We start from the raw sequence: 19,396 nt of genomic DNA, 5'->3' as shown, positions 1-19,396 counted from the left end.
ACACCGCCTTCCACTGCGAAGGAACGCTGCCATGACCAGTCAGCTCGACAACGCGGCCCGCACCCTGGCGCAATCCCACTTCCGAACGCCGCGCCTTGGCACGCCGTTCCAGCCACGTATCGACGCGCTAGCCAGGACCCAGGACTGGTACAATTGGGCCGGCTGCCGCGCGCCGCATTCGCTTTGGGACGAGGAGCTCGAATATTTCGCCATCCGCAGCCAGGCAGCACTGTTCGACATCTCGCCGATGACCAAATACCGGATCGAGGGACCGGATGCCGAAGCCTTCCTCGACCGCGTCACCTTGCGCGATGTCACCAAGCTCAGGCCCGGCCGTGTTCATTACACCGCGTGGTGTGACGACGAAGGTTTTGTCCTGGACGATGGTACGCTTTTTCGCTTGTCGCCGACACGCTTCCGGCTGTGTTCGCAGGAGCGGCATCTGCCGTGGCTGCTGGACAGTGCCCTTGGCGTCCACGTCATTGTCGAGGACGAAACCGAGGCCGTCGCCGGGCTCGCCTTGCAGGGCCCAACCGCCTTCGCCGTGCTGCGCGATGCCGGTTTCGCCGGTGTCGAGAAGCTGAAGATATTCGGCCTTGCCGAATTCCCGCATGACGGCGACACGGCCACCATCTCGCGCACCGGCTTTACCGGCGATCTCGGCTACGAGCTGTTCGTGCCGGTCGACAAGGCGCTCAGCCTGTGGGACCGGTTGATGGCCGCGGGCGAACTTCGCGGCATCCGCGCCATCGGCTACACCGCGCTTAATCGGGCTAGGCTCGAAGCCGGGCTGATCGTCGCCAATGCCGATTTCACCACCGCCGAACACGCCATTCGCGCCGACCGCCGGCGCATGCCCGACGAGGTCGGGCTCGGCTTCATGATCGATCTGGAAAAAGGCCATTTCAACGGCCGTCGTGCCATCCTCGAAGCGAGGGCGAAACGCAAGCTGCGCCATGTCCTGGTCGGGCTGGAGATCGAGGGCAACATCCCGGCCGAACACGCGATCGTCTACCACAAGAAGTCAAAGGATGTCGGCCTGGTCAGCGCCGCCATGTGGTCGCCGACGGCCAAGCGCAACATCGCCATCGCCTCGCTGGCGCGGCCCTATGGTGATACTGTCGTGGAGGACCTCTGGGTCGAGATCTACGCCATGCGCGAGCTGCAGTACCAGAAGCTGATGAAACGGGCCAAGGTCGTGGCGCGGCCTTTCATAAAGCTCGACCGCCGCACCGCCAACCCGCCATCGGATTTCTGAGCATGACCGAGGAAGCGGGCAAGCACCAGGAAGAAGGCGAAGCCGCCGAGCAGTGGGAGCTGGTCAACACGCCGCTCGGCGAGAAATGGTCCGGCCGCACGCGCTATGCCGCCGCCATGTTCTTCTACAAGCAGGGCGAGATGAGCGCCGAGACGCTCGAAGTCTATCGCATCTGCGCGCGGCTCGATGCGGAAAATCCGCTGCCGATCATCAGGGATCGTGGCGTCGGCAAGGACTGGCTGAAGCGCATGGGCTTCGAATAAACCATTCTAACCTATCGTTCTTTGCAGCATGCTCAGCCAGTTGCGGTAGGCGATCTTTTCGATCAGCGCGCGGCCGAAACCGCGTGCCGCCACCGCATCGATGAGTTTCGGCAGGCCAGCGACGTCGCCGATGACGGCCGGGATCATGGCACCGTCGAAATCCGAGCCGAGACCGACGCCGTCCTCGCCCAAAGCCTGCAGCAGGGAATCGATATGGCGCACCATGATGTCGAGGCTGGTGTCGGCATTCATGCGGCCGTCCTCGCGCAGGAAGCCGGTGGCGAAGTTGAGGCCGACCATGCCGCCGGACTCGCGGATCGCTCCGAGCTGCCAGTCCGTCAGATTGCGCGAATGGCCGCAGATCGCGTGCACGTTGGAGTGGGTGGCGACCAGCGGCGCATCGCTAAGTGCTGCAACATCGCGGAAGCCCTTCTCGTTGAGATGCGAGAGGTCGATCATGATCTTCAGTTCATTGCAGGCCTTGACCAGCGCCTTGCCGGCATCGGTCAGGCCAGGTCCGGTGTCGGGCGAGGACGGAAAGCGGAACGGCACGCCATTACCGAACGCATTCGGCCGGCTCCAGACGATGCCGAGCGAACGCAGGCCCGCGGCATGCAGAACGTCGAGCATGGTGAGTTCGGGATCGATCGCCTCGACGCCCTCGATGTGGAACACCGCGGCAATCGTGCCTTGTGCCATGGCGTTGCGCACGTCGCCGGCACTGCGGCAGATCGCCAATGCGCCGGCGCGCTCAAGCCGGAACAGGATGGACGCCATGGCGATCGTCGAGTTGAGCGCATCGGCGCGCGGAACCTCGGGCGGCAGCGGCTCGCTGTCGCTCGGCGCCGAAGGCACGGCGCTGCGCCGCGCTTTCTCGACCGGCGGCGGGAAGATGGCGAACATGCCGCCGGCGAATCCGCCGGCCCTCGCACGCGGCAGGTCGATATGGCCGCCCGATTTCCCGTCGATGAACAGCTTTTCGACGTCGCTGTCCTTGGACTGATAGAGCCTCAGCAGCGTGTCGTTATGGCCGTCGAAGACGGGGACGAGGTCGGAGTCTGTCATGGGGGTCATTCGGTTCGTTCATCGGCGCGGGAGCGATATATCATACCCACTTAGGCACGATGTGCTACCCGCGCAAATGACAAAGCCTGTCCGACCTATTGCTTCAGCACGTCGGCCCATTCCGGATGGCGACGGAACTGGGCGTTGGCGAACGGGCAGAGCGGGATGATCTTCTTGCCCGCTGCCCGCGCGTCCTCGACGGCGCGGGTGACGAGCCGAAGCCCGGCGCCCTGGCCGCGAAAGGCGTCCGGCACTTCCGTGTGGTCGATGATGAGCTGGTGCTCGCCGATCTTGGTGAAGGTCATCTCGGCCTCGGCGCCGCCGGGGCCGCGCAGGAAGTAGCGACCCTTGGATCCGCGATCTTCAAGTTCGATCTCTGGCAGTTGATCGGGCATCTCTACACTCCTTGGGCGACACCGGCAAAAAGCCGCCGCGCCGCCTCGATTTCGTTTGGCCGCACCTCGTGCCCGCCGTCGTGCCACTCCACTGTGACATCGGCGCCATCGGCACGCAAATAGGCTTCCAGCCGCGCGGTCACGTTCGGCGGGCAGATCGGATCGCGCCTGCCGGCGGTCACCAGGATGTGACGGCCGGCAAGGCTGCCTTTCACCTCCGGTTCGAACGGGATCAGCGGATGCATCAGCACCGAAGCGTCGAACAGGTCAGGGGCTTCGAACACCAGCGAGGCCAGGATGTTGGCGCCGTTGGAATAGCCGAGGCCCAGCACGGCCGACGGCGTCGCAGCCTCGACATGGGCCTTGACGAATTCAGCCATCTTGCCCGTCGCCCGCGCCAGGTCGTCCATGTCGTAGACGCCCTCGCCGGTGCGGCGGAAGAAACGCGCCGCACCTTGTTCGGAAACATCGCCGCGCGGCGAGATGATGGTGGCCTGGGGCGCGAGATCACGCCCCAGCGAAACAAGCTGGCTCTCGTCGCCGCCCGTGCCATGAAAGACGAAGAGCAGCGAACCGCCCGGCGAACCGGGCAGCACCTTGTGGATGAAAGCGTCCTTGCTCATCGCTCAGCCCTCCAGCTTCTGCAGATGCTGTTCGAGATAGGGCCGCAGGTGCTGATGCTGGGTGGGCAGCTTCAGTGCCTCGCCGAGATGGGCGGTGTCCTCATCACGGTCGAAGCCCGGCTCGTTGGTGGCGACTTCGAACAGCACGCCGCCAGGGGTGCGGAAATAGATCGCCCAGAAATAGTCGCGGTCGATCACCGGCGTCACGCCATAGCCCGTATCCATCAGCGCTTTGCGCACTTCGAGCTGCTTGGCGCGGTTCTCGACGGAGAAGGCGACATGATGGACGGAGCCCGCGCCGAGGTCGGCGAAAGGGGCAGTCGGCAGCGATTCGATGTCGACGACATCGGCGCCGTTGCCGTTCCTGACGGCGAGCCGCCTGACATTGCCCGACTTGTCGACCTCCTCGTAGCCCATGAACTTCAACAGCTCCTCGGTGGCGCCGCCATCCTTCAGCCTGAGCGAAACCGAGTGAAAGCCGCGGATCGCCTCGTCCGCGGCAATGCCGCCTTTCACCCAGGGCGCTCTGCTGTCGGCCTTGTCCTCGACGAGGGCAAATCCATCGCCGTCCGGGCCGGCAAATCCGAGCCGCTTCTCGCCAAAGCTGTCCTCGCGGGCGACATTGGTTACGCCTTCGTCGGTGAAGCGTTTTTCCCAATAGGCAAGCGTGCCTTCCGGCACGGAGTAGACCGTGGTGCCGACTTCGCCGACGCCATGGCGGCCTTTGCCAATATTGGGAAAGGGGAAATAGGTCATCACCGAACCCGGCGTTCCGACCTCGTCGGCATAGTAGAGATGGTAGACGTCGGGCGCATCGAAATTGACCGTCTTCTTGACCCGGCGCAGGCCCAGCTTGTGGGTGAAGAAATCATTGTTCTGCCGTGCATCCCTGGCCATCGAGGTGACGTGATGCAGGCCCTTGATCTGGTCGAGCATGGTCTTTGCTCCTTCCCTTGGTGCTTGTGCGGCCTCGCCGCTGTCCACGCCAATATGAGGACGCGATCGATTGTGGCAAAGGCGGCAAACACAGAATGGACTGTGCTTCAAAAGTGAACAATGAGAAGGCGCTTGTTCACCATCCAGCCAACAGCCTTGGTCTTGCGCGGTTGATGGAAATCGGTTCCATGTGCGCATTCGAATATACTGGGAAGGGGTAGCGCAAGTGACTGGAAAAGGCAGGCGGCCGAATGTCCTCCTCATCACTTGCGACCAGTGGCGCGGTGATTGCCTGTCGGCTGCCGGCCATGCCCAGGTGAAGACACCGAATGCCGATGCGCTGGCCGCCGAAGGTGTGCTGTTCAAGCGCCATTACGGCGGTGCGGCTCCGTGCTCGCCCGCGCGTGCCTGCCTCTATACGGGCCTCTACCAGATGAACAACCGTGTCTGTCGTAACGGCACACCGCTCGATGCCCGCCACGGCAATATTGCGCTTGCCGCGCGCAGCGTCGGTTACGATCCGACCTTGTTCGGCTATACCGATGTGTCGCTCGATCCGCGCCAGCTTGCACCGGCCGATCCGCGGTCGCACAGCTACGAAGGCGTGCTGCCCGGCTTCACTGTGCGCCAATTGCTGCCCGAACATCAGAAGCAGTGGTTGTCCTGGCTGAAGCAGCAGGGCATCGATGCCAGCGCTGGAAGTCCTGATATCCATCGTCCCGTTGGCGAGGCGGACGGCGCGGTGACTGAGGCGCCACCCATCTACTCGAAGGATCAGACCCCAACGGCCTTCCTCGCCGGCGAATTCATCCGCTGGCTGAGCGAGCAAGAGGAAGCCACGCCATGGTTTGCGCATCTTTCCTTTATCAGCCCGCATCCGCCCTTCATCGTGCCGGAACCGTACAACATCCAATACGATCCGGCGGACGGCCCCGCTTTTCACCGCGCGGAAAGTTGGCGTGCCGAATCTCAGGGCCACCCCTACATCGCCTATGATCTTGGCCGGCAAGAACGCGCGAAGTTCCGCCCCGGCGCCACGGGCAAGGTACACGACTGGAGCGAGGACGATTTCCGCCGTATCCGGGCAATCTATTACGGCATGATCTCGGAGGTCGACGCGCAGCTCGGCCGCCTATGGCAAGCGCTGAAGACCGAAGGCGCGTGGGACAACACCATCATCGTGCTCACCTCCGACCACGCCGAAATGATGGGCGACCATTTCATGCTGGGCAAGGGCGGCTATTTCGACGGCAGCTACCATATCCCGCTGATCATCCGCGATCCACGCCACCGTAAGGCCGCCGCCAGCAAGATCGATCGCTTCACCGAAGCGGTGGACATTTTGCCTACGCTCATCGACCTGCTCGGCGTGGCTCCCGAGCCGCATCTTGACGGGTGCTCGCTGAAACCCTTCTTGAGCGGTGGAACTCCAGCCGTTTGGCGCGACGCCGCGCACTGGGAGTTCGACTTCCGCTCGGTCGCGGCCGGTGAAGCCGAACAGCACTTCGGTATTACCTCGCGCCAGTGCAACCTCGCTGTCATCCGCACACAGAAATTCAAATATGTGCATTTTGGTGGCGTCTTGCCGCCCCTGCTTTTCGACATGGAGGACGACCCTGGCGAACTGAAGAACCTCGCCAGCAGTCCGGCACACCGTTCCACCCGGCTGGAATTCGCCGAAAGGCTGCTTGCCTGGCGGGCCGAACATCTCGACCAGTCGCTTGCACTCTGGGAACTGACAGAAAACGGGGTGGCTGGGTATGCCAGGTAGCAAGCAGGGCGGTAAGGGATTTCCCCTACCGCCCGCATTCCTTGCCTACCGGACGACGAGGCGCTGCTCGTCGCGCTTCTGGGCGTAGGAGCCCTTATTGTAAGCCGCTTGCTTCTCAAGCTGCTCCTTGGTGAAGGTCGTATAAAGGTACTTCTTGCCGTTCTTGTCGGTCATGAACTTCAAATTATCCATGCCGACCGCGACCTCCTTCGAGCCGATGCCGAGGAAGCCGCCGACATCGACGATCACGGCATCGGTTTTCTTGTCGGGCGTCAGCACGACATCGCCGATCTCGCCGACCTTGGCGTCGTTGGCGCCATAGACCGTCGTGCCCTTCAGATCGTCACCCCTGATCTCGCCGACCGGCATCTCCGTCAGCTTCGACTTGTCGATGGCCGCGGTCTTTGTCTGGTCGGGAGCCGTGGCGTCAGCCGGCGCCGCCGCCGTCTTGTCCGCCGGAGCGGCAGCGGGAGCTGTCGCGGCGGGAGCGGTGGCCGCCGGCGCGTTCGATGCCGTCGTGGCCGGCGCCGGATCATAGGCCTTGCGGTTGAAGTCCGGCTGCGCCTGCAGCTCTTCCTTGGTGGTCTGCGCCACCAGCCAGCGGTCGCCATTCTTCTGTGCCCACTGCGCCTTGGCGAAATCATAGGCGACGTTCTTTTCGCCCATGCCGAGGAAGCCGCCCACGCCAATAATCAGCGACTGCGCCTTGCCTTCCTTGGTCAGTACGATGTCGTTCACGTCGCCGATCTTCTGGGCGTCATCGCCTGTGCCGTTGTAGACATTTTCGCCGATGATGTTTGTGGCCAGGTTGCCATCAGCCTGTTTCACCGGTTCCGCGTTCGCCTCTGCGGGCTTCTGTGCTGCGTCGGTCGACGTAGCCGGCGCCTGGGCAGTCGTCGGTGCGGCCGGGGCCGGCGCATAAGCTTTGCTGTCGAACTCCGGATGCGCCTTCAGCTCGTCCTTGGTTGTCTGGGCCACGAGCCAGCGGTCGCCGTTCTTCTCGGCCCATTGCAGCTTGTCATAGTCGAAGGCGACGTTCTTGGTTCCGACGCCAAGGAAGCCGCCGACGCCGATGACGACGGATTTCGCCATGCCGTCCTTGTCGAAGACGACGTCAGTGACCTTGCCGATATTCTCGGCATTGTCACCAGTGCCGTTATAGACGGTTTCGCCGATGATATTGGTGACGATGCTGCCTTCCGCCCGGATCACTGGCGCTGCCGGCTCCTGGGCGGCCGGTGGATTCGCGGGGGCTGGGGTTGCGTTTTGCGCGAAGGCACCGGTTGCAACCATTGTTGCAAGGGCGGTTGTCGCTAAAAGGGTGCGGATCATGATAATCTCTCCTCGTGCCTGATTTCGTGCACGCCGCGTAGATCGGGCGCGGCATCTCTACAGGTTCACAACGTCGTGACCATGCTGTTGTTCCGACAAAAAACCGCGGCATCCGAGACCAAAACCACCAAGTGGATGCCTAACCGCCAGCCGACGCAACCCCTGAATTCCGACCTTGGATATCGGCCTGGATTCCAGCACAACCGGAACCTTTCCTGGTCCGCTGCGTTTGGCCTCGGGCTAGGCAGCCTGGGCCAGTTTTGATTGAACAGCGGAGCCGGGCATGAATTTTGCAGCGGTGCTGAACCGGGACGGCGGCACCTTGCGCACCACCGATCTCATGGCCTTTTCCGACCGGATGCGTCAGACGCTGGAATCGGCGGGCCATTCTCTCAGCATCGACATCGTTGCCGGCCGGGATATCGCTGAAACCCTCGACAGCGCCGTCTCGCGCCGCACCGTCGACGTCGTGCTCGCCGGCGGCGGCGACGGAACCATCTCAGCCGCGGCTGCCAGGCTGATGGGCAAGAAAAAGGCGCTCGCCATATTGCCGGCCGGCACGATGAACCTGTTCGCGCGCGGCCTCGGCATTCCGCAGTCGCTCGATACCGCGCTGGAATCCTTCGCCGACGGCGAAATCATCGCCGTCGACATGGCCACGGCCAATGGCCAGCCATTCGTTCATCAGTTCTCGATCGGCATGCATGCCAAGATGGTGCAACTGCGCCAGAAGATGGAATTCCGGTCGCGCCTGGGTAAGATCGGTGCTTCAGCCAAGGCCGCCTGGGCGACGATCAAGAACCCCCCGGCAATGAACGTTACGCTCGGCATTGGCGACGCCGAGGTGACGGCGCGCATATCGGGCATCGGCGTCACCAACAATCTGTTCGGCGAAGGCCATTTGCCTTATGCCGACAACCCTGCGGGCGGCGTGCTTGGCATCTACGTCACGGTGGCGCAACAGCGCGCTGAACTGGTCAAGTTCTTCTTCAACATGGCGCGCGGCAAATGGCGCGACAACGAGCACGTCGAAATCCATCAGGCCGACCGTGCAGTGCTGAAAATCCATTCCGGCGGCAGAAAATTTCGCGCCGTGATGGATGGCGAACTGGTCAGGCTCGATCGTGAGACGACAATCGAAATCAAACCCGGAGCGCTCAATGTGCTGGTGCCGGCCAGCGTGGCCCAGGCGAAGGCCGCCTGATGCGGTGTGAAGCCACGGGAGCCGCGATTTAGCCGGAGGGCGCCGGGCCGGAATCCGGCGGAGCGGGGACGTGTTGTTCGCCTGTGTTCGGTGCTTTGATCAGCTCGCCGTAAATCTCGACGACACCCCAGGCGATGAGCGCAAGGAGCAGTCCGGCGATCAGGATTTGGAACCCATGCCAACCCCATCGCCCCTGACGCGCTTTGTTTTCGGGAATGTTCTTGGTCATGGCGGTTCCTCGTCTGGCTTCGTGTTGGCTGGCCCGATCGGCAAATCACGCTCGGGTAACGGTCCCTCGCAAGGATGGTTCCGGCTGCAAGGCTGTCTCGGGCCGGCGGGGGCAAGGACATCACGGCAAGCCCGTTGGAGACCTGGTTGGATAGCAGGGTGGAAACAGTGTCCAGCGCGACGGCGTCTTCGCCGAGATATCGATGGCGCTGGAATATCTGTCGAAGTGACACGAGGCGGGCCGGCCGGCGCTGCTATCCTTCGCCGGCATCCGGACGGTCGGCGTCGGATTTCACGTTCTCGCGGTAGATGGCATAGGCCGCGAGTGCCACGGCCGGACCAAGAATAATCCCGAGCCCACCTTTTCCCTTGAGCAATGTCGGTAGCACCGCAAGCGCGGCCGTAATGCCGATCGCCTTCATGTCGGCCTTGCGCCGCCTTGCTTCGCGGCGGACCTGGGCGCCCGACACCAGCCGATGGATCAGAACAATAAGGCCCGCGATCACCAGGAAGCCGACACCGAAGCCAACCGCGGCAGCCAGCGATCCATAGCGCGCCGATGTCCAGATGTAAGCCGCCCCGACCAGGAAGCCGAGGCCGCAGAATGCCGCCAGCGCTGCAAGCGCATAGACGATGGCCGCCGTGCGCGCGCGGCGCACCACAGCCATTGTTTCACCCGAAGCGAAACCCGAGAGCAGGGAAGCCAGCAGTCCCATCTCGGCGAAACTAGCGACGCGCGAGCAGCGCGAACAGGAAGCCGATGCCAGCGGCGATTGCCAGCGACGTTACCGGCTTTTCGCGTACGCTTGCCACCATTTGCGCCTCGATATCCCTGGCGTTGCCGCGCAGGCTGTCGAAGGCGGCCTCCCCTTGGGCGCGCAACTGCTCGACGCCTTCGACCGCCGCCCGGCGGGCCGTGCCGTAGCCGTGTTCACCGATCTGGGCCAACTGTTTGGTGAGCTTGTCGATATCGGCCTTCAACTGCCTGATGTCGGCTTCAAGATCTGAATTCGTCCGCGCTTCGTTGGCGGTTTTCCCTGCGGCGGTTGCCATTGCTTAACTCCTTGTGATTGCTCGATTTCAAACGCGATACGCGTCTCAAGGTTCCGATGCCGGGGCAAACTAGGCGAAAACCAGGTCATGCGCACCCGATCCCCCAACTCTGGTAAGAAGCGCTGCGTCAGATCAGCGGCCGTAACGGCCATTCCTCGCAAGGATATTGCCGGCTTGAAAAAACGCGCTCGGTCTTGCTTGGCATTCGCCCCTTGCAAATGCCTGCCGCCAGCAGGTCCGTTCTACGCGCCTGCCTGAGATTGGCCTTTCATCGGAGGCGCATATCTTTTTTAAATGACAACACACCGAATTGCGATCATGACTCCCGACGTTTCAAGGAGCAATTGCCTGTGCCTCAATTACTTGACGGATTGCGCATTCTTGTCCTGGAGGATGAATACCTCATAGCCATGGATGTCGAGCAACTCTGCCGCGACCACGGTGCAAGCGAGGTGGTGGTGGCCCGCGACCTGGCCGAGGTCGATGGCCGGAAGGTCGCGACGGATTTCGACGCGGCCATTGTCGATCTAGTGCTGGGCGGTGCCTCGACGCTCGAATTCGCCGCGGGCCTGCGTGAAGCCGGCGTCCCGTTCGTATTCGCGTCCGGCTATTCGGATGCGGACGAGATCAAGGCGTCATTCCCCGGAGTGAGGCTGGTCACCAAGCCCTATTCAGGCGAAGACCTCGTCGAAGCCGTGGCGCTGGCCTACGGTCGCGGCTTCCCTGGCAGAGACTGACGCGACACGTCCGCATCGCCGTTATTCGGCCCGCATTCAATGCGCCGCCGTCCCCGTGACCTGAGCCGAGATCGCATCGGGACCATACTCGTCCTCGCCGGAGATTTTCAGGATTTCCTGCAGGCGCGTGCGGGCCCTGCTGACGCGGCTCTTGATCGTTCCGACCGCGCAACCGCAGATTTCGGCGGCCTCCTCATAGGAGAAGCCCGATGCGCCGATCAGGATGATGGCTTCGCGCTGGTCCTCCGGCAATTGCTCGAGAGCGCCGCGAAAATCCTTGAGGTCGAGTTGGCCGTGCTGGGCAGGGTGCACTGCAAGCCGGGCCGTCATGATGCCGTCGCTGTCCTGCACCTCGCGGCCGCGTTTGCGCATTTGCGAATAGAATTCATTGCGCAGGATCGTAAAAAGCCACGCCTTGAGGTTGGTGCCGGGCTGAAAGCTCTCATGCTTGTCCCAGGCCTTGACCAGCGTTTCCTGAACGAGATCGTCGGCCTTGTCGGCATTCTGCGTCAGCGACACGGCAAAAGCCCGCAAGCTTGGGATTGCTCCAAGCAAATCGGTCTTGAAGCCTTGGGAGACCGCTGCCATGCCTCAGTCCTTCTTCTGTGCGGGTTCGGCCTGTTCCAGTTGGCTGAGCAACCGGGCGAAGCGATCCGGCACATTGTCGGAGACCAGCTCGTCATAATATTGTTTGAGTTTGCGCCCGATTTCGGAGTTCGGCCCAAGAGGGTCGCCGACGCCGTTCCGGCGCCTGCCCGCGGCGCCAGCCAGAATATCTTTCGTCATATCCTTCATTTCGCCCTTTTATTCCCAGAACTCAAGCCGCTCATACGCAACACAAGGCAAGCGCCGCCCTCGTCTGGTTTCCCCAACCCGACGTGCAAACGCCATTGCCACTGATTCGTTCCATATCGGCGGAACTTTTTCGGAAAAGCGGCGTTATTTCCACGGGGCTTGCAATCAGCGTGACCCGCAATGCATCCAACCGCGTCATCTGAGGGAGACGTCCATCATGAGCTTGTCCGCCACCATCGCTCCGCATCTGCCGTTCCTGCGGCGCTTCTCGCGTGCCGTCTCGGGATCGCAGGAGAGCGGCGACGCGCTGGTCGCCGCGATGCTGGAGGCCATCATTGCCGATGTCGACATCTTCCCGGAGGCGTCGAGTGACCGGATCGCCTTGTACAAGGTTTTTGCCAAGCTCTTCACATCCGTTGCCATCCGCGTTCCGCAGGAGCAGTCACAATCGGCCTGGGAGCAGCGCGCGGCCGCCAATCTCAATGCGATCGCGCCGCTTCCCCGCCAGGCCTTCCTGCTGGTTGCCGTCGAAGGTTTCAGCGAGGACGAGGCGGCCGAAATCCTCGACGTCGGCGACCAGCAGTTCTCCGATCTGCTCGCCCAGGCAAGCAACGAGATTTCCCGTCAGGTGGCGACCGACGTGCTGATCATCGAGGATGAGCCGCTGATCGCCATGGACATAGAGGAGATGGTCGAAAGCCTCGGTCATCGGGTCGTGGGAACGGCGCGCACCCATGCCGAAGCGGTGACGATGTTCGGCAAGACCCGGCCGAAGATGGTCCTGGCCGATATCCAGCTCGCCGACGGCAGTTCAGGCATCGAGGCCGTGAACGAAATCCTCTCTTCGACATCGGTGCCGGTGATCTTCATCACCGCCTTTCCCGAACGTCTCCTGACCGGAGAGCGCCCCGAACCCGCCTTCCTCGTGACCAAACCGTTCAATCCCGACATGGTCAAGGCGCTGATCAGCCAGGCGTTGTTCTTCGACCGGCAGGCCAAGGCTGCCGCATAGATCGCTGACTCGGACGCAGGCAGAGACATCAAGGCGGGGGATGCGATTGTTTCCGGCGGTCTTTTGACAAGCCGGATCGGCCACCGGCGACTTTCCGGCCCGCGCCGCCCGGAACGATTTGCAAGCACCGTCTTTTTCGGCGAAGGGTGGAACAAACCGCATCCACCCACGTTTTTGTCGCATCATTGGAAGGAGATGAGCCATGCTTTACTGGGCGCTCGTATTTCTCGTCGTGGCGATTATCGCCGGCGCGCTTGGTTTCGGCGGCATTGCCGGCACCTCCGCCGGTATCGCGCAGATATTGTTCTTCATCTTCCTGGCTTTCCTGATCATTTCGCTTCTGGCCGGCCTGTTCAGGCGGGCGTGAGCGCGGCGAGCTATCAGGCGAACACTGGAAGCCGCACCCCTCAAACGGTTTCCAGCCACCGCCGGGCGGCGTCCTTCAATGGATACCGTCCGGCGGACCGCTTTTAGGGGAACCCATTCGACAGTGAGCCGTTCAGCCGGAGTTGGGTGAACAGATTGACCTATGCGCTCCAGGACTTCAGATAAGACGGAAGGCGCACGGAGCGATGAAGTCATCGCCATGCACCCCGCTGAAAGCGGCATGCAGCTTGGCCGTGCCCTTCTTCACGCCCTGCACAATGCCGGGATTTCCGTTCTTTATCAGGATCGCGAGATGAAAACCGTATGGGCCCGCAACATGCGCGCGCCCTGGGTCTCCGATGAGGTCGAGGGGAATGGCATCCTGCCGATGCCGCAGGCCGACCGCATCGCCGCCGCCAAGCGCGAGGTGGTCGCGACCGGCGATGCCCAGCGCCTTGAAATCAGTGTCCCGGTCGAGAACGGCGTTCGCTGGTTTCAAATCTGGGTCGATGCCGACCGAGGCGACGATGGCGATGTACAAGGCGTCGTCACCACTATGGTCGAGACGACCGAGCAGAAGCGGCGCGAACAGACATTGACGACGTTGCTGCGTGAAGTCAGCCACCGCTCGAAGAACCTGCTGGCGATCATCCAGAGCATCGCGACCCAGACCGGTCGTTATTCCGACGGCGTCGGCGATTTCCTGAAGCGCTTCCGCGGCCGGCTGCAGTCGCTGGCCTCCTCCCAGGATCTGGTGACATCCTCCAACTGGCGAGGGGCAGCCCTTCATGAACTGGTGGCGAGCCAGGTCGGCCGCTACGGAGCGAACCCATCGCACAGCCTTCGCTTCCGTGGCGCCAATCCCTACCTCAATCCCAACGCCGCGCTGCATATTGGCCTGGCGATGCATGAACTCGCCGTCAACTCCGTCAGCTACGGCGCCCTGTCCCGGCCGGACGGTTTCGTCGAGGTCACCGCCGACCTCAACGCCGCCGCCACGGGGGACGTGGCCTTGTCTTTGACATGGGCCGAAACGATAGGGACCGACGACGATGGGGGCGGTCAAAAGCGATTCGGCAGCGTCGCGTTGGAGCGGGTGGTGCCAGCGTCCCTGAACGGAACCGCGAACCTCGATATCGGCGACGGCCACCTCGAATACCGCCTGGTCGTTCCGCACAGCAATTTCGAGACGCAGTGAGAGCCCGGCAAGCAGCGATTCTTAACCGGCTGTTCACCATAAGAGCGAATATTGTTTTTCCCAGACATCGCCGGAACCCACCCCTTTTTCGGACATTGTTGGCAGGCTTGCAGCGCGGTACGGGAGGAACGTCTTGACGGTTGCCGACATGAACAGACTGGAACAAGCCGCCCGGATTTCGATGGGCGAATTTCAGGAATCCGAATCCTCCGCAAGAACACTCCCTGAAGCAGGCAAGGGTTTGATGAAGGGGCTCGTTCTTGCGCTGGCCGCGATAATGTCGCTGGCCGTTCTTTGGCAGTTGACCTGACTTAGGTCCTGCTCTCCTCACCGTGCGCGCTGTTGAAATCGCCGATCGGTCAACGCGGGGGCACCTTCGACCGTGAGAGCCCCGTTGGAATGACAGGAACTTTTTGATGATGTTGGTCGTTATTGCGGCCAGAGGAACATCTGTCATGCAACACATAACCGCGTTGGCCGAATGCCGGGAACTGCAGGTCCCTGTCAGTGTTTTTGCGACTGCTGACGAATGCCACGCTGAGCGCCCCTTCGCGATGGGCGACGTACAGGGGCAGGCGCAGCATGTCGTCACCGAATGCCTCGCGGTCGATCCTGCGTCGGAGGACGAGTACGATCAAATTGTCTGCAAGATGCGGCCAGACGGTAGCCTTAACGCTTCGTTGACCATTTCCGACCTCAGCCCAGGAAAAGACGACGTTAATCAACAATAAATTGCAGCAGCAAAGGCCGTCGTTTCGTGCTAAACGGCGGTTGGAGCTTACTAAAGTGTGGACACAAGTGAGGAGTGACTCTATGCGGAAAATACTTATTGCCATGGTTGCGGTGGTCGCCGTCAGCGGCTGCACCACGACCGAGCAGGACGTCGTCGGCGGCGGCTTGATCGGTGCGGGCGTAGGCGGGTTGGTCGGCGGCGGCAAGGGCGCGCTGATCGGCGCGGCCGTCGGTGCCGGGTCCGGCCTGCTGGTTCGCAACCTGCGCAACGGCTACTGCCAGTATCGCGATCATCGCGGCCGTATCTATACGGCCCGCTGCAACTAATTCAGCGATTAGAGCAATCAGGAGCGGCTCGGCGATTTCTATCAAACGCTGAACCGCTCTAATGGAATACAAAACCGGGGGCCATATCCGGCCTCCGGATTTTCTTGGCCGTTGCCGATCGGCAGGATTTCAGCCGACCAACGGAATTCTGATTTCCACCTTCAAGCCGTCAGCCTGGAAATCCCGCGTGATCGTGCCGCGCAATTCGCGGGTGACGTTGAGGTCGATCAGTTTCGTACCGAATCCGGTCACGGCCGGCGCCTCGATCTTGTTTTTTCCAGCTTCCCGCCAGTTCAGCGCCAGGATCCGCTCGCGTCCACGCCCTTCCAGCGACCAGTCCACTTTCAGCGCCCAATCCCCCTTGGACGAATTCGCGGAATTGCCGGCTTCACCATATTTCAGCGCATTGGTGGCGAGTTCATGAAAGGTCAGGCCAAGTGCCTGCGTCGTGGTTTCATCGAGCAGCACCTCCGGGCCTGACAGGAGCCCCTCCGGCAACTCCTTGCCGAACACCTGGCCGAGCTCGATGCGCAGCAGGTCGGCAAGGTCGGCTTTCTGCCAGCGCGAGCGCGTCAACATGTCCTGCGAGGCGGCCATCGCCTGCAGCCTGGCCGAGAAGGAAGCGGAGAACTCATTGACGTCGGTTGCCCGCGACGCCGTCTGCCGGGCGATCGCCAGCACCCTGGTGATCGAGTTCTTGATGCGATGCTTCATCTCCTGCAGCATCAGGTCCTTTTCGAGCAGGCTCTTTTCCGTTGTTTCGTGCAAGGCCGACACCGCGTCATAGGCCCGCTCCTGATAGCGCGCCACCAGCGCGATGGCGCCGGCCAGGAGCAGGCCGAACAGTCCCAGCATGACAGGGATGGCGCGCGACGAGGGTTGCGAGAAGGCACTGGTCGGCCTGAACAACACGGTCCAAGGGCGCCCCGCCACGGTCATCTTGCGGGTGACCAGCAGCCGGTCTCCTAAGGATGAAGCCGGTGGCGTCTCCGAGCGGAACAACAGATTGTCGCTGTTTACCGCTCCGTCATAGATCTCTGTGTTGACCGGCAGCAGCGGCGCGCGGCTCAGCGCGATCTGGAACAGATCCCGGGCGCGGAAGGCGGCATAGAGAAAGCCGGCGGTCGAGGTGCGCGATGCGTTGATGACCTCCGGCGCCGTTTCGACGTTGAGCCGCACGAAGACCAGGAAGCCGGTGAAGGTCTGCGCGGCACCCGTGCCCTGGCCGAGCTGCACCAGCCCGCTTGCATGCTGTTGGTCGTCGGCCATCGCCTTTTCGATCGCCGCGCGCCGCACCGGCTCGCTGAACATGTCGTAGCCGATGCTGGCCTGGTTGGACGGATCCAGCGGCTCGAAAAGCGCAATCGGCGTGCGCCAGGGCTGCGTCGTATCCGGATAGACCGGATGGCTGGCGCCGAAATCGTGGAGGATGTCGCGTTCGACCGTTTTCTCGTCGCCCGTCTTGACCAGCCGCAGGAAGCCGATGCCGCGCAGGCCGCCGAAATTGCTGTCGAGATCCAGCGCCTTGAAGAAGGCCTTGAACTCGTTCTGGGAAATATCGCCGTTGCGGGCGTCGAACAGGGCCTGCGTCGAGCGCAGCAGCGACAGATGCAGGTCGATGCGGCTCTCGATCCGATTGAGGGCGTCATCGGCCGCCCCTTCGAACTTGATGCGGGCGGCTTCCTGCGTCGCGAAATAAGCGAATCCCGCCATGGTCATGCTGATCAATGCAACGGCAATGAACGCGACGATTGGAAAAAGCTTCTTCAACGGATGATGCGGTCCACGATCAAACAGGACCTTTATGGGCAAGTCGCCGGGCCAACACAATGGTCAGGCCAAGCCATCGTGATCACTGGCATATCATGTGAACGGCAACGGGGCGTGCCAGAACAGCCTGGCCGGCCTCAGGCGGCGATCTTCAGCGCACCCGGCCCCGGTATGGCACCTGGAGGACATTTACCCAGGATGATCATGCCCAGCACCTCGTCCTGGGTGACATCCGTGGTGCGTGCCGTGCCGACGACCTGGCCGTTCTTCATCACGCAGACCCGGTCGGCAAGCTCGAACACGTCGTGGATGTCGTGGCTGATCAGGAAGATGCCGATGCCCTCGGACTTGAGCTGCCTGACCAGTTCGCCGACCTGTGCCGTTTCCTGGGGCCCGAGTGCCGCCGTCGGCTCGTCCATGATCAGGATGCGGGCGTTGAACAGGATGGCGCGTGCGATCGCCACCGACTGGCGCTGTCCGCCCGACAGTTTGATCACCGGTTCCTTGAAACGCTGGAAGCGAGGATTGAGCCGCCCCATCACCTTGCGCGCCTCGGCCTCCATGGCGACGTCGTCGAGCGTGCCCCAGACGGTCATCAGCTCGCGGCCGAGGAACAGATTGGCGGCGGCATCGACATTGTCTGCCAACGCCAGCGTCTGGTAGATTGTCTCGATCCCGTATTTCTTGGCCTCGCGCGGGTTGGAGATCGGTGCCTCCTCGCCATTGACGAATATCTGGCCGGAGTCGCGCTTGTAGGCGCCGGACAGTATCTTGATCAGCGTCGACTTGCCGGCGCCGTTGTGGCCGAGCAGCGCCACGACCTCGCCGGGGAAAAGATCGATCGAGGCATCGTCGACGGCACGGATGCCGCCGAATGCGATCGAGATATTACGCATGTCGACCAGCGCGGTGGCTGCAGGAGCAGTCTTGTCAATCACGGCGATGCCTCCCTAAACGCGCTTGCGGTAAACGGTGTCGAGCCACACCGCGATGACCAGCACGGCGCCGACGACAATGCTCTGCAGCGGCGAATCGACGCCGAGCAGCACCATGCCCGACTGCAGCGACTGCATCAGCAACGCGCCGAGCATGGCGCCGATGATCGTTCCCGAGCCGCCGGCAAGCGACGTGCCGCCGATGACGGCCGCGGCAATGACGAGCAGTTCATCCAATGTTCCAAGCACATTGGTGGCCGAGTTCTGCCGGGCCGACGAAATGGCGGCGGCAATCGTGGCCAGCACGCCCATGATCATGAACACCTTCATGGTGATCCAGCGCGTGTTGATGCCGGCGAGGTTGGCCGCTTCCGGATTGCCGCCGATGGCAAAGACATAACGGCCGAAACGGGTGCGTTTTGTGATGAAGGTCATGACCAGACCGACGGCGACGGCCATCAGTACCGGTATGGCGATGCCGTGGGCGATGAATAGCCCGCCCTCCGGCACGGTGATGTTGTTGGCGGCCGCGTACCGGTTCACGATGCCGATCGGCCACGGATAGGAGTTGGCCAGCCACACCGCGCCCATGATGACGGCACAGGTGACGACGCCGAGCAGCGTCTCGGCCCAGATCGGCCGCAGCGGGAAGCGGAACCGCTTTCGTTGCACCCGCCCGTTGAACAGCGCAAACACGACGGCCAGGCAGGCGACGATGCCTACGACCCAGCTCCAGGTCGCACCGATCGATCCGGCCGGTCCGCCGCCCATCAACTGGAAGGTGGCGTCGAGCGGTGCCACCGTCTGGCCGCTGGTGACCCACCAGGCGGCACCGCGCCAGACCAGCAGGCCGCCCAGCGTGACGATGAAGGCCGGCACTTCGAGATAGGCGATGACGAAGCCCTGGAAGGCGCCGATCAACAGGCCGAGCGCCAGGCCGATGACCAGTGCCAGCACCCAGATCCATGGATTGCCGAGTTCAAGCCCCACGAACCGGACCAGGAAGTGCACCTGGGCAAAGCCCATGACCATGCCGATCAGGCCCTCGGCGGAACCGACGGACAGGTCGATGTTGCGCATGACGATGACCAGCACCATGCCGCAGGCCATGATTGCGACCGCGGACGTCTGCACCGACAGATTCCACAGATTGCGCGGCGTCAGAAACGTGCGGCTGTCGAAATCGAACGGATTGACGCCAAGACGCAAGCTCGAAATCACATGCAGCGCGACCCAGATCAGCAGCAGGGCGCCGATCATGCCGAGCATACGGGTGTCGATCTCGGTCGCTTTCAGGAACCGGGCAACCGCGCCGAGTTCCGAGGCGCGCGCGGTATCGGCCTGCAGGTTGGACGTCGTGTCGGTCATGATTTCCTCCAACCGGCTGGCCGTCTGA

Annotated in this window: 24 protein-coding genes; 11 read left to right on the top strand and 13 right to left on the bottom strand. The window is 62.5% G+C overall.

The window, feature by feature from the left end; genetic code table 11:
• The first annotated feature begins 31 nt into the window (after positions 1–31).
• Together O7A60_RS08015 and O7A60_RS08010 are read left to right on the top strand one after the other, a co-directional pair.
• Positions 32–1,258: an aminomethyltransferase family protein gene (locus O7A60_RS08015; RefSeq protein ID WP_337105777.1), complete on the top strand. Its 1,227-nt coding sequence runs from the start codon at positions 32–34 to the stop codon at positions 1,256–1,258.
• Positions 1,259–1,260: 2 nt separating this feature from the next.
• A complete protein-coding gene (locus O7A60_RS08010) occupies positions 1,261–1,521 on the top strand; it encodes a hypothetical protein (protein WP_027141923.1) in 261 nt (86 codons plus the stop codon).
• 6 nt (positions 1,522–1,527) lie between these two features.
• Here the strand turns inward: O7A60_RS08010 and O7A60_RS08005 are convergent, their stop codons facing one another.
• The 4 genes from O7A60_RS08005 to O7A60_RS07990 all read right to left on the bottom strand — a co-directional run bounded on the left by O7A60_RS08005 (position 1,528) and on the right by O7A60_RS07990 (position 4,540).
• A complete protein-coding gene (locus O7A60_RS08005; RefSeq protein WP_337105811.1) occupies positions 1,528–2,586 on the bottom strand; it encodes a dipeptidase in 1,059 nt (352 codons plus the stop codon).
• A 95-nt stretch (positions 2,587–2,681) separates the two neighbouring features.
• Positions 2,682–2,981 carry a GNAT family N-acetyltransferase gene (locus tag O7A60_RS08000; protein ID WP_006200562.1) on the bottom strand — a complete coding sequence of 100 codons (300 nt, stop codon included), beginning with the start codon at positions 2,979–2,981 and terminating at the stop codon, positions 2,682–2,684.
• A gap of 2 nt (positions 2,982–2,983) precedes the next feature.
• On the bottom strand, positions 2,984–3,604 hold the full coding sequence (locus O7A60_RS07995; RefSeq protein ID WP_337105776.1) for an alpha/beta hydrolase: 621 nt from the start codon (positions 3,602–3,604) through the stop codon (positions 2,984–2,986).
• Between the two features lie 3 nt (positions 3,605–3,607).
• Complete coding sequence (locus O7A60_RS07990) at positions 3,608–4,540, bottom strand: VOC family protein (RefSeq protein WP_337105775.1); 933 nt, start codon at positions 4,538–4,540, stop codon at positions 3,608–3,610.
• 226 nt (positions 4,541–4,766) lie between these two features.
• On the opposite strand from O7A60_RS07990, the gene O7A60_RS07985 reads away from it, so the two are divergent.
• Positions 4,767–6,311, top strand: a complete 1,545-nt coding sequence (locus O7A60_RS07985) for an alkaline phosphatase family protein (RefSeq protein ID WP_337105774.1) — start codon at positions 4,767–4,769, stop codon at positions 6,309–6,311.
• Between the two features lie 45 nt (positions 6,312–6,356).
• Here the strand turns inward: O7A60_RS07985 and O7A60_RS07980 are convergent, their stop codons facing one another.
• The gene (locus O7A60_RS07980; protein ID WP_337105773.1) at positions 6,357–7,643 is read right to left on the bottom strand and encodes a PRC-barrel domain-containing protein; all 1,287 of its coding nucleotides are present in this window, start codon (positions 7,641–7,643) and stop codon (positions 6,357–6,359) included.
• A gap of 283 nt (positions 7,644–7,926) precedes the next feature.
• On the opposite strand from O7A60_RS07980, the gene O7A60_RS07975 reads away from it, so the two are divergent.
• On the top strand, positions 7,927–8,847 hold the full coding sequence (locus O7A60_RS07975; RefSeq protein WP_337105772.1) for a diacylglycerol/lipid kinase family protein: 921 nt from the start codon (positions 7,927–7,929) through the stop codon (positions 8,845–8,847).
• A 28-nt stretch (positions 8,848–8,875) separates the two neighbouring features.
• Here the strand turns inward: O7A60_RS07975 and O7A60_RS07970 are convergent, their stop codons facing one another.
• The 3 genes from O7A60_RS07970 to O7A60_RS07960 all read right to left on the bottom strand — a co-directional run bounded on the left by O7A60_RS07970 (position 8,876) and on the right by O7A60_RS07960 (position 10,128).
• Complete coding sequence (locus O7A60_RS07970; protein ID WP_032934944.1) at positions 8,876–9,076, bottom strand: hypothetical protein; 201 nt, start codon at positions 9,074–9,076, stop codon at positions 8,876–8,878.
• A 253-nt stretch (positions 9,077–9,329) separates the two neighbouring features.
• Positions 9,330–9,791, bottom strand: a complete 462-nt coding sequence (locus O7A60_RS07965; RefSeq protein ID WP_337105771.1) for a hypothetical protein — start codon at positions 9,789–9,791, stop codon at positions 9,330–9,332.
• 10 nt (positions 9,792–9,801) lie between these two features.
• Complete coding sequence (locus O7A60_RS07960) at positions 9,802–10,128, bottom strand: ElaB/YgaM/YqjD family protein (protein ID WP_337105770.1); 327 nt, start codon at positions 10,126–10,128, stop codon at positions 9,802–9,804.
• A gap of 350 nt (positions 10,129–10,478) precedes the next feature.
• On the opposite strand from O7A60_RS07960, the gene O7A60_RS07955 reads away from it, so the two are divergent.
• Positions 10,479–10,865, top strand: a complete 387-nt coding sequence (locus O7A60_RS07955; protein WP_337105769.1) for a response regulator — start codon at positions 10,479–10,481, stop codon at positions 10,863–10,865.
• 36 nt (positions 10,866–10,901) lie between these two features.
• Here the strand turns inward: O7A60_RS07955 and O7A60_RS07950 are convergent, their stop codons facing one another.
• A complete protein-coding gene (locus O7A60_RS07950) occupies positions 10,902–11,453 on the bottom strand; it encodes an RNA polymerase sigma factor (RefSeq protein ID WP_010911883.1) in 552 nt (183 codons plus the stop codon).
• A 3-nt stretch (positions 11,454–11,456) separates the two neighbouring features.
• Positions 11,457–11,660, bottom strand: coding sequence for a NepR family anti-sigma factor (locus O7A60_RS07945; protein WP_032934943.1), 204 nt, complete (start codon positions 11,658–11,660; stop codon positions 11,457–11,459).
• 217 nt (positions 11,661–11,877) lie between these two features.
• Here O7A60_RS07945 and O7A60_RS07940 point away from each other — a divergent pair, with 217 nt between their 5' ends.
• The 6 genes from O7A60_RS07940 (at position 11,878) to O7A60_RS07915 (ending at position 15,295) form a co-directional block, all read left to right on the top strand.
• On the top strand, positions 11,878–12,672 hold the full coding sequence (locus tag O7A60_RS07940; RefSeq protein ID WP_337105768.1) for a response regulator: 795 nt from the start codon (positions 11,878–11,880) through the stop codon (positions 12,670–12,672).
• A 202-nt stretch (positions 12,673–12,874) separates the two neighbouring features.
• Positions 12,875–13,039, top strand: a complete 165-nt coding sequence (locus O7A60_RS07935; RefSeq protein ID WP_006203859.1) for a DUF1328 domain-containing protein — start codon at positions 12,875–12,877, stop codon at positions 13,037–13,039.
• Between the two features lie 162 nt (positions 13,040–13,201).
• Positions 13,202–14,236, top strand: a complete 1,035-nt coding sequence (locus O7A60_RS07930; RefSeq protein WP_337105767.1) for a sensor histidine kinase — start codon at positions 13,202–13,204, stop codon at positions 14,234–14,236.
• 133 nt (positions 14,237–14,369) lie between these two features.
• The gene (locus O7A60_RS07925; RefSeq protein ID WP_337105766.1) at positions 14,370–14,546 is read left to right on the top strand and encodes a hypothetical protein; all 177 of its coding nucleotides are present in this window, start codon (positions 14,370–14,372) and stop codon (positions 14,544–14,546) included.
• A gap of 106 nt (positions 14,547–14,652) precedes the next feature.
• Positions 14,653–14,967: a hypothetical protein gene (locus O7A60_RS07920; protein WP_415926805.1), complete on the top strand. Its 315-nt coding sequence runs from the start codon at positions 14,653–14,655 to the stop codon at positions 14,965–14,967.
• 82 nt (positions 14,968–15,049) lie between these two features.
• Entirely contained in the window at positions 15,050–15,295 is a 246-nt protein-coding gene (locus tag O7A60_RS07915) for a YMGG-like glycine zipper-containing protein (RefSeq protein ID WP_027141909.1), read from the top strand.
• Between the two features lie 129 nt (positions 15,296–15,424).
• Here the strand turns inward: O7A60_RS07915 and O7A60_RS07910 are convergent, their stop codons facing one another.
• The 3 genes from O7A60_RS07910 to O7A60_RS07900 form a co-directional block, all read right to left on the bottom strand.
• The gene (locus tag O7A60_RS07910; protein WP_337105765.1) at positions 15,425–17,065 is read right to left on the bottom strand and encodes a CHASE domain-containing protein; all 1,641 of its coding nucleotides are present in this window, start codon (positions 17,063–17,065) and stop codon (positions 15,425–15,427) included.
• A 137-nt stretch (positions 17,066–17,202) separates the two neighbouring features.
• Positions 17,203–17,961, bottom strand: a complete 759-nt coding sequence (locus tag O7A60_RS07905) for an ATP-binding cassette domain-containing protein (RefSeq protein WP_337105809.1) — start codon at positions 17,959–17,961, stop codon at positions 17,203–17,205.
• Between the two features lie 54 nt (positions 17,962–18,015).
• Positions 18,016–19,368 (bottom strand): sugar ABC transporter permease, encoded by a 1,353-nt coding sequence (locus O7A60_RS07900; protein WP_140509741.1) that lies wholly within the window; start codon positions 19,366–19,368, stop codon positions 18,016–18,018.
• Positions 19,369–19,396: the final 28 nt, after the last annotated feature.

Source organism: Mesorhizobium salmacidum (SeqCode), assembly GCF_037179605.1.
Classification (GTDB): domain Bacteria; phylum Pseudomonadota; class Alphaproteobacteria; order Rhizobiales; family Rhizobiaceae; genus Mesorhizobium; species Mesorhizobium salmacidum.
This window is presented reverse-complemented; position numbering and strand designations above follow the sequence as displayed.

Coding starts and splice junctions, on each gene's coding strand:
- O7A60_RS07975 (WP_337105772.1), top strand. CDS start 7,927: ATGAATTTTGCAGCGGTGCTGAACCGGGACGGCGGCACCTTGCGCACC.
- O7A60_RS07900 (WP_140509741.1), bottom strand. CDS start 19,368: ATGACCGACACGACGTCCAACCTGCAGGCCGATACCGCGCGCGCCTCG.
- O7A60_RS08010 (WP_027141923.1), top strand. CDS start 1,261: ATGACCGAGGAAGCGGGCAAGCACCAGGAAGAAGGCGAAGCCGCCGAG.
- O7A60_RS07995 (WP_337105776.1), bottom strand. CDS start 3,604: ATGAGCAAGGACGCTTTCATCCACAAGGTGCTGCCCGGTTCGCCGGGC.
- O7A60_RS07950 (WP_010911883.1), bottom strand. CDS start 11,453: ATGGCAGCGGTCTCCCAAGGCTTCAAGACCGATTTGCTTGGAGCAATC.
- O7A60_RS07930 (WP_337105767.1), top strand. CDS start 13,202: ATGCGCTCCAGGACTTCAGATAAGACGGAAGGCGCACGGAGCGATGAA.
- O7A60_RS07960 (WP_337105770.1), bottom strand. CDS start 10,128: ATGGCAACCGCCGCAGGGAAAACCGCCAACGAAGCGCGGACGAATTCA.
- O7A60_RS07970 (WP_032934944.1), bottom strand. CDS start 9,076: ATGACCAAGAACATTCCCGAAAACAAAGCGCGTCAGGGGCGATGGGGT.
- O7A60_RS08015 (WP_337105777.1), top strand. CDS start 32: ATGACCAGTCAGCTCGACAACGCGGCCCGCACCCTGGCGCAATCCCAC.
- O7A60_RS07965 (WP_337105771.1), bottom strand. CDS start 9,791: ATGGGACTGCTGGCTTCCCTGCTCTCGGGTTTCGCTTCGGGTGAAACA.
- O7A60_RS07920 (WP_415926805.1), top strand. CDS start 14,653: ATGATGTTGGTCGTTATTGCGGCCAGAGGAACATCTGTCATGCAACAC.
- O7A60_RS07940 (WP_337105768.1), top strand. CDS start 11,878: ATGAGCTTGTCCGCCACCATCGCTCCGCATCTGCCGTTCCTGCGGCGC.
- O7A60_RS07935 (WP_006203859.1), top strand. CDS start 12,875: ATGCTTTACTGGGCGCTCGTATTTCTCGTCGTGGCGATTATCGCCGGC.
- O7A60_RS07990 (WP_337105775.1), bottom strand. CDS start 4,540: ATGCTCGACCAGATCAAGGGCCTGCATCACGTCACCTCGATGGCCAGG.
- O7A60_RS07915 (WP_027141909.1), top strand. CDS start 15,050: ATGCGGAAAATACTTATTGCCATGGTTGCGGTGGTCGCCGTCAGCGGC.
- O7A60_RS07980 (WP_337105773.1), bottom strand. CDS start 7,643: ATGATCCGCACCCTTTTAGCGACAACCGCCCTTGCAACAATGGTTGCA.
- O7A60_RS08005 (WP_337105811.1), bottom strand. CDS start 2,586: ATGACAGACTCCGACCTCGTCCCCGTCTTCGACGGCCATAACGACACG.
- O7A60_RS07905 (WP_337105809.1), bottom strand. CDS start 17,961: ATGCGTAATATCTCGATCGCATTCGGCGGCATCCGTGCCGTCGACGAT.
- O7A60_RS07945 (WP_032934943.1), bottom strand. CDS start 11,660: ATGAAGGATATGACGAAAGATATTCTGGCTGGCGCCGCGGGCAGGCGC.
- O7A60_RS08000 (WP_006200562.1), bottom strand. CDS start 2,981: ATGCCCGATCAACTGCCAGAGATCGAACTTGAAGATCGCGGATCCAAG.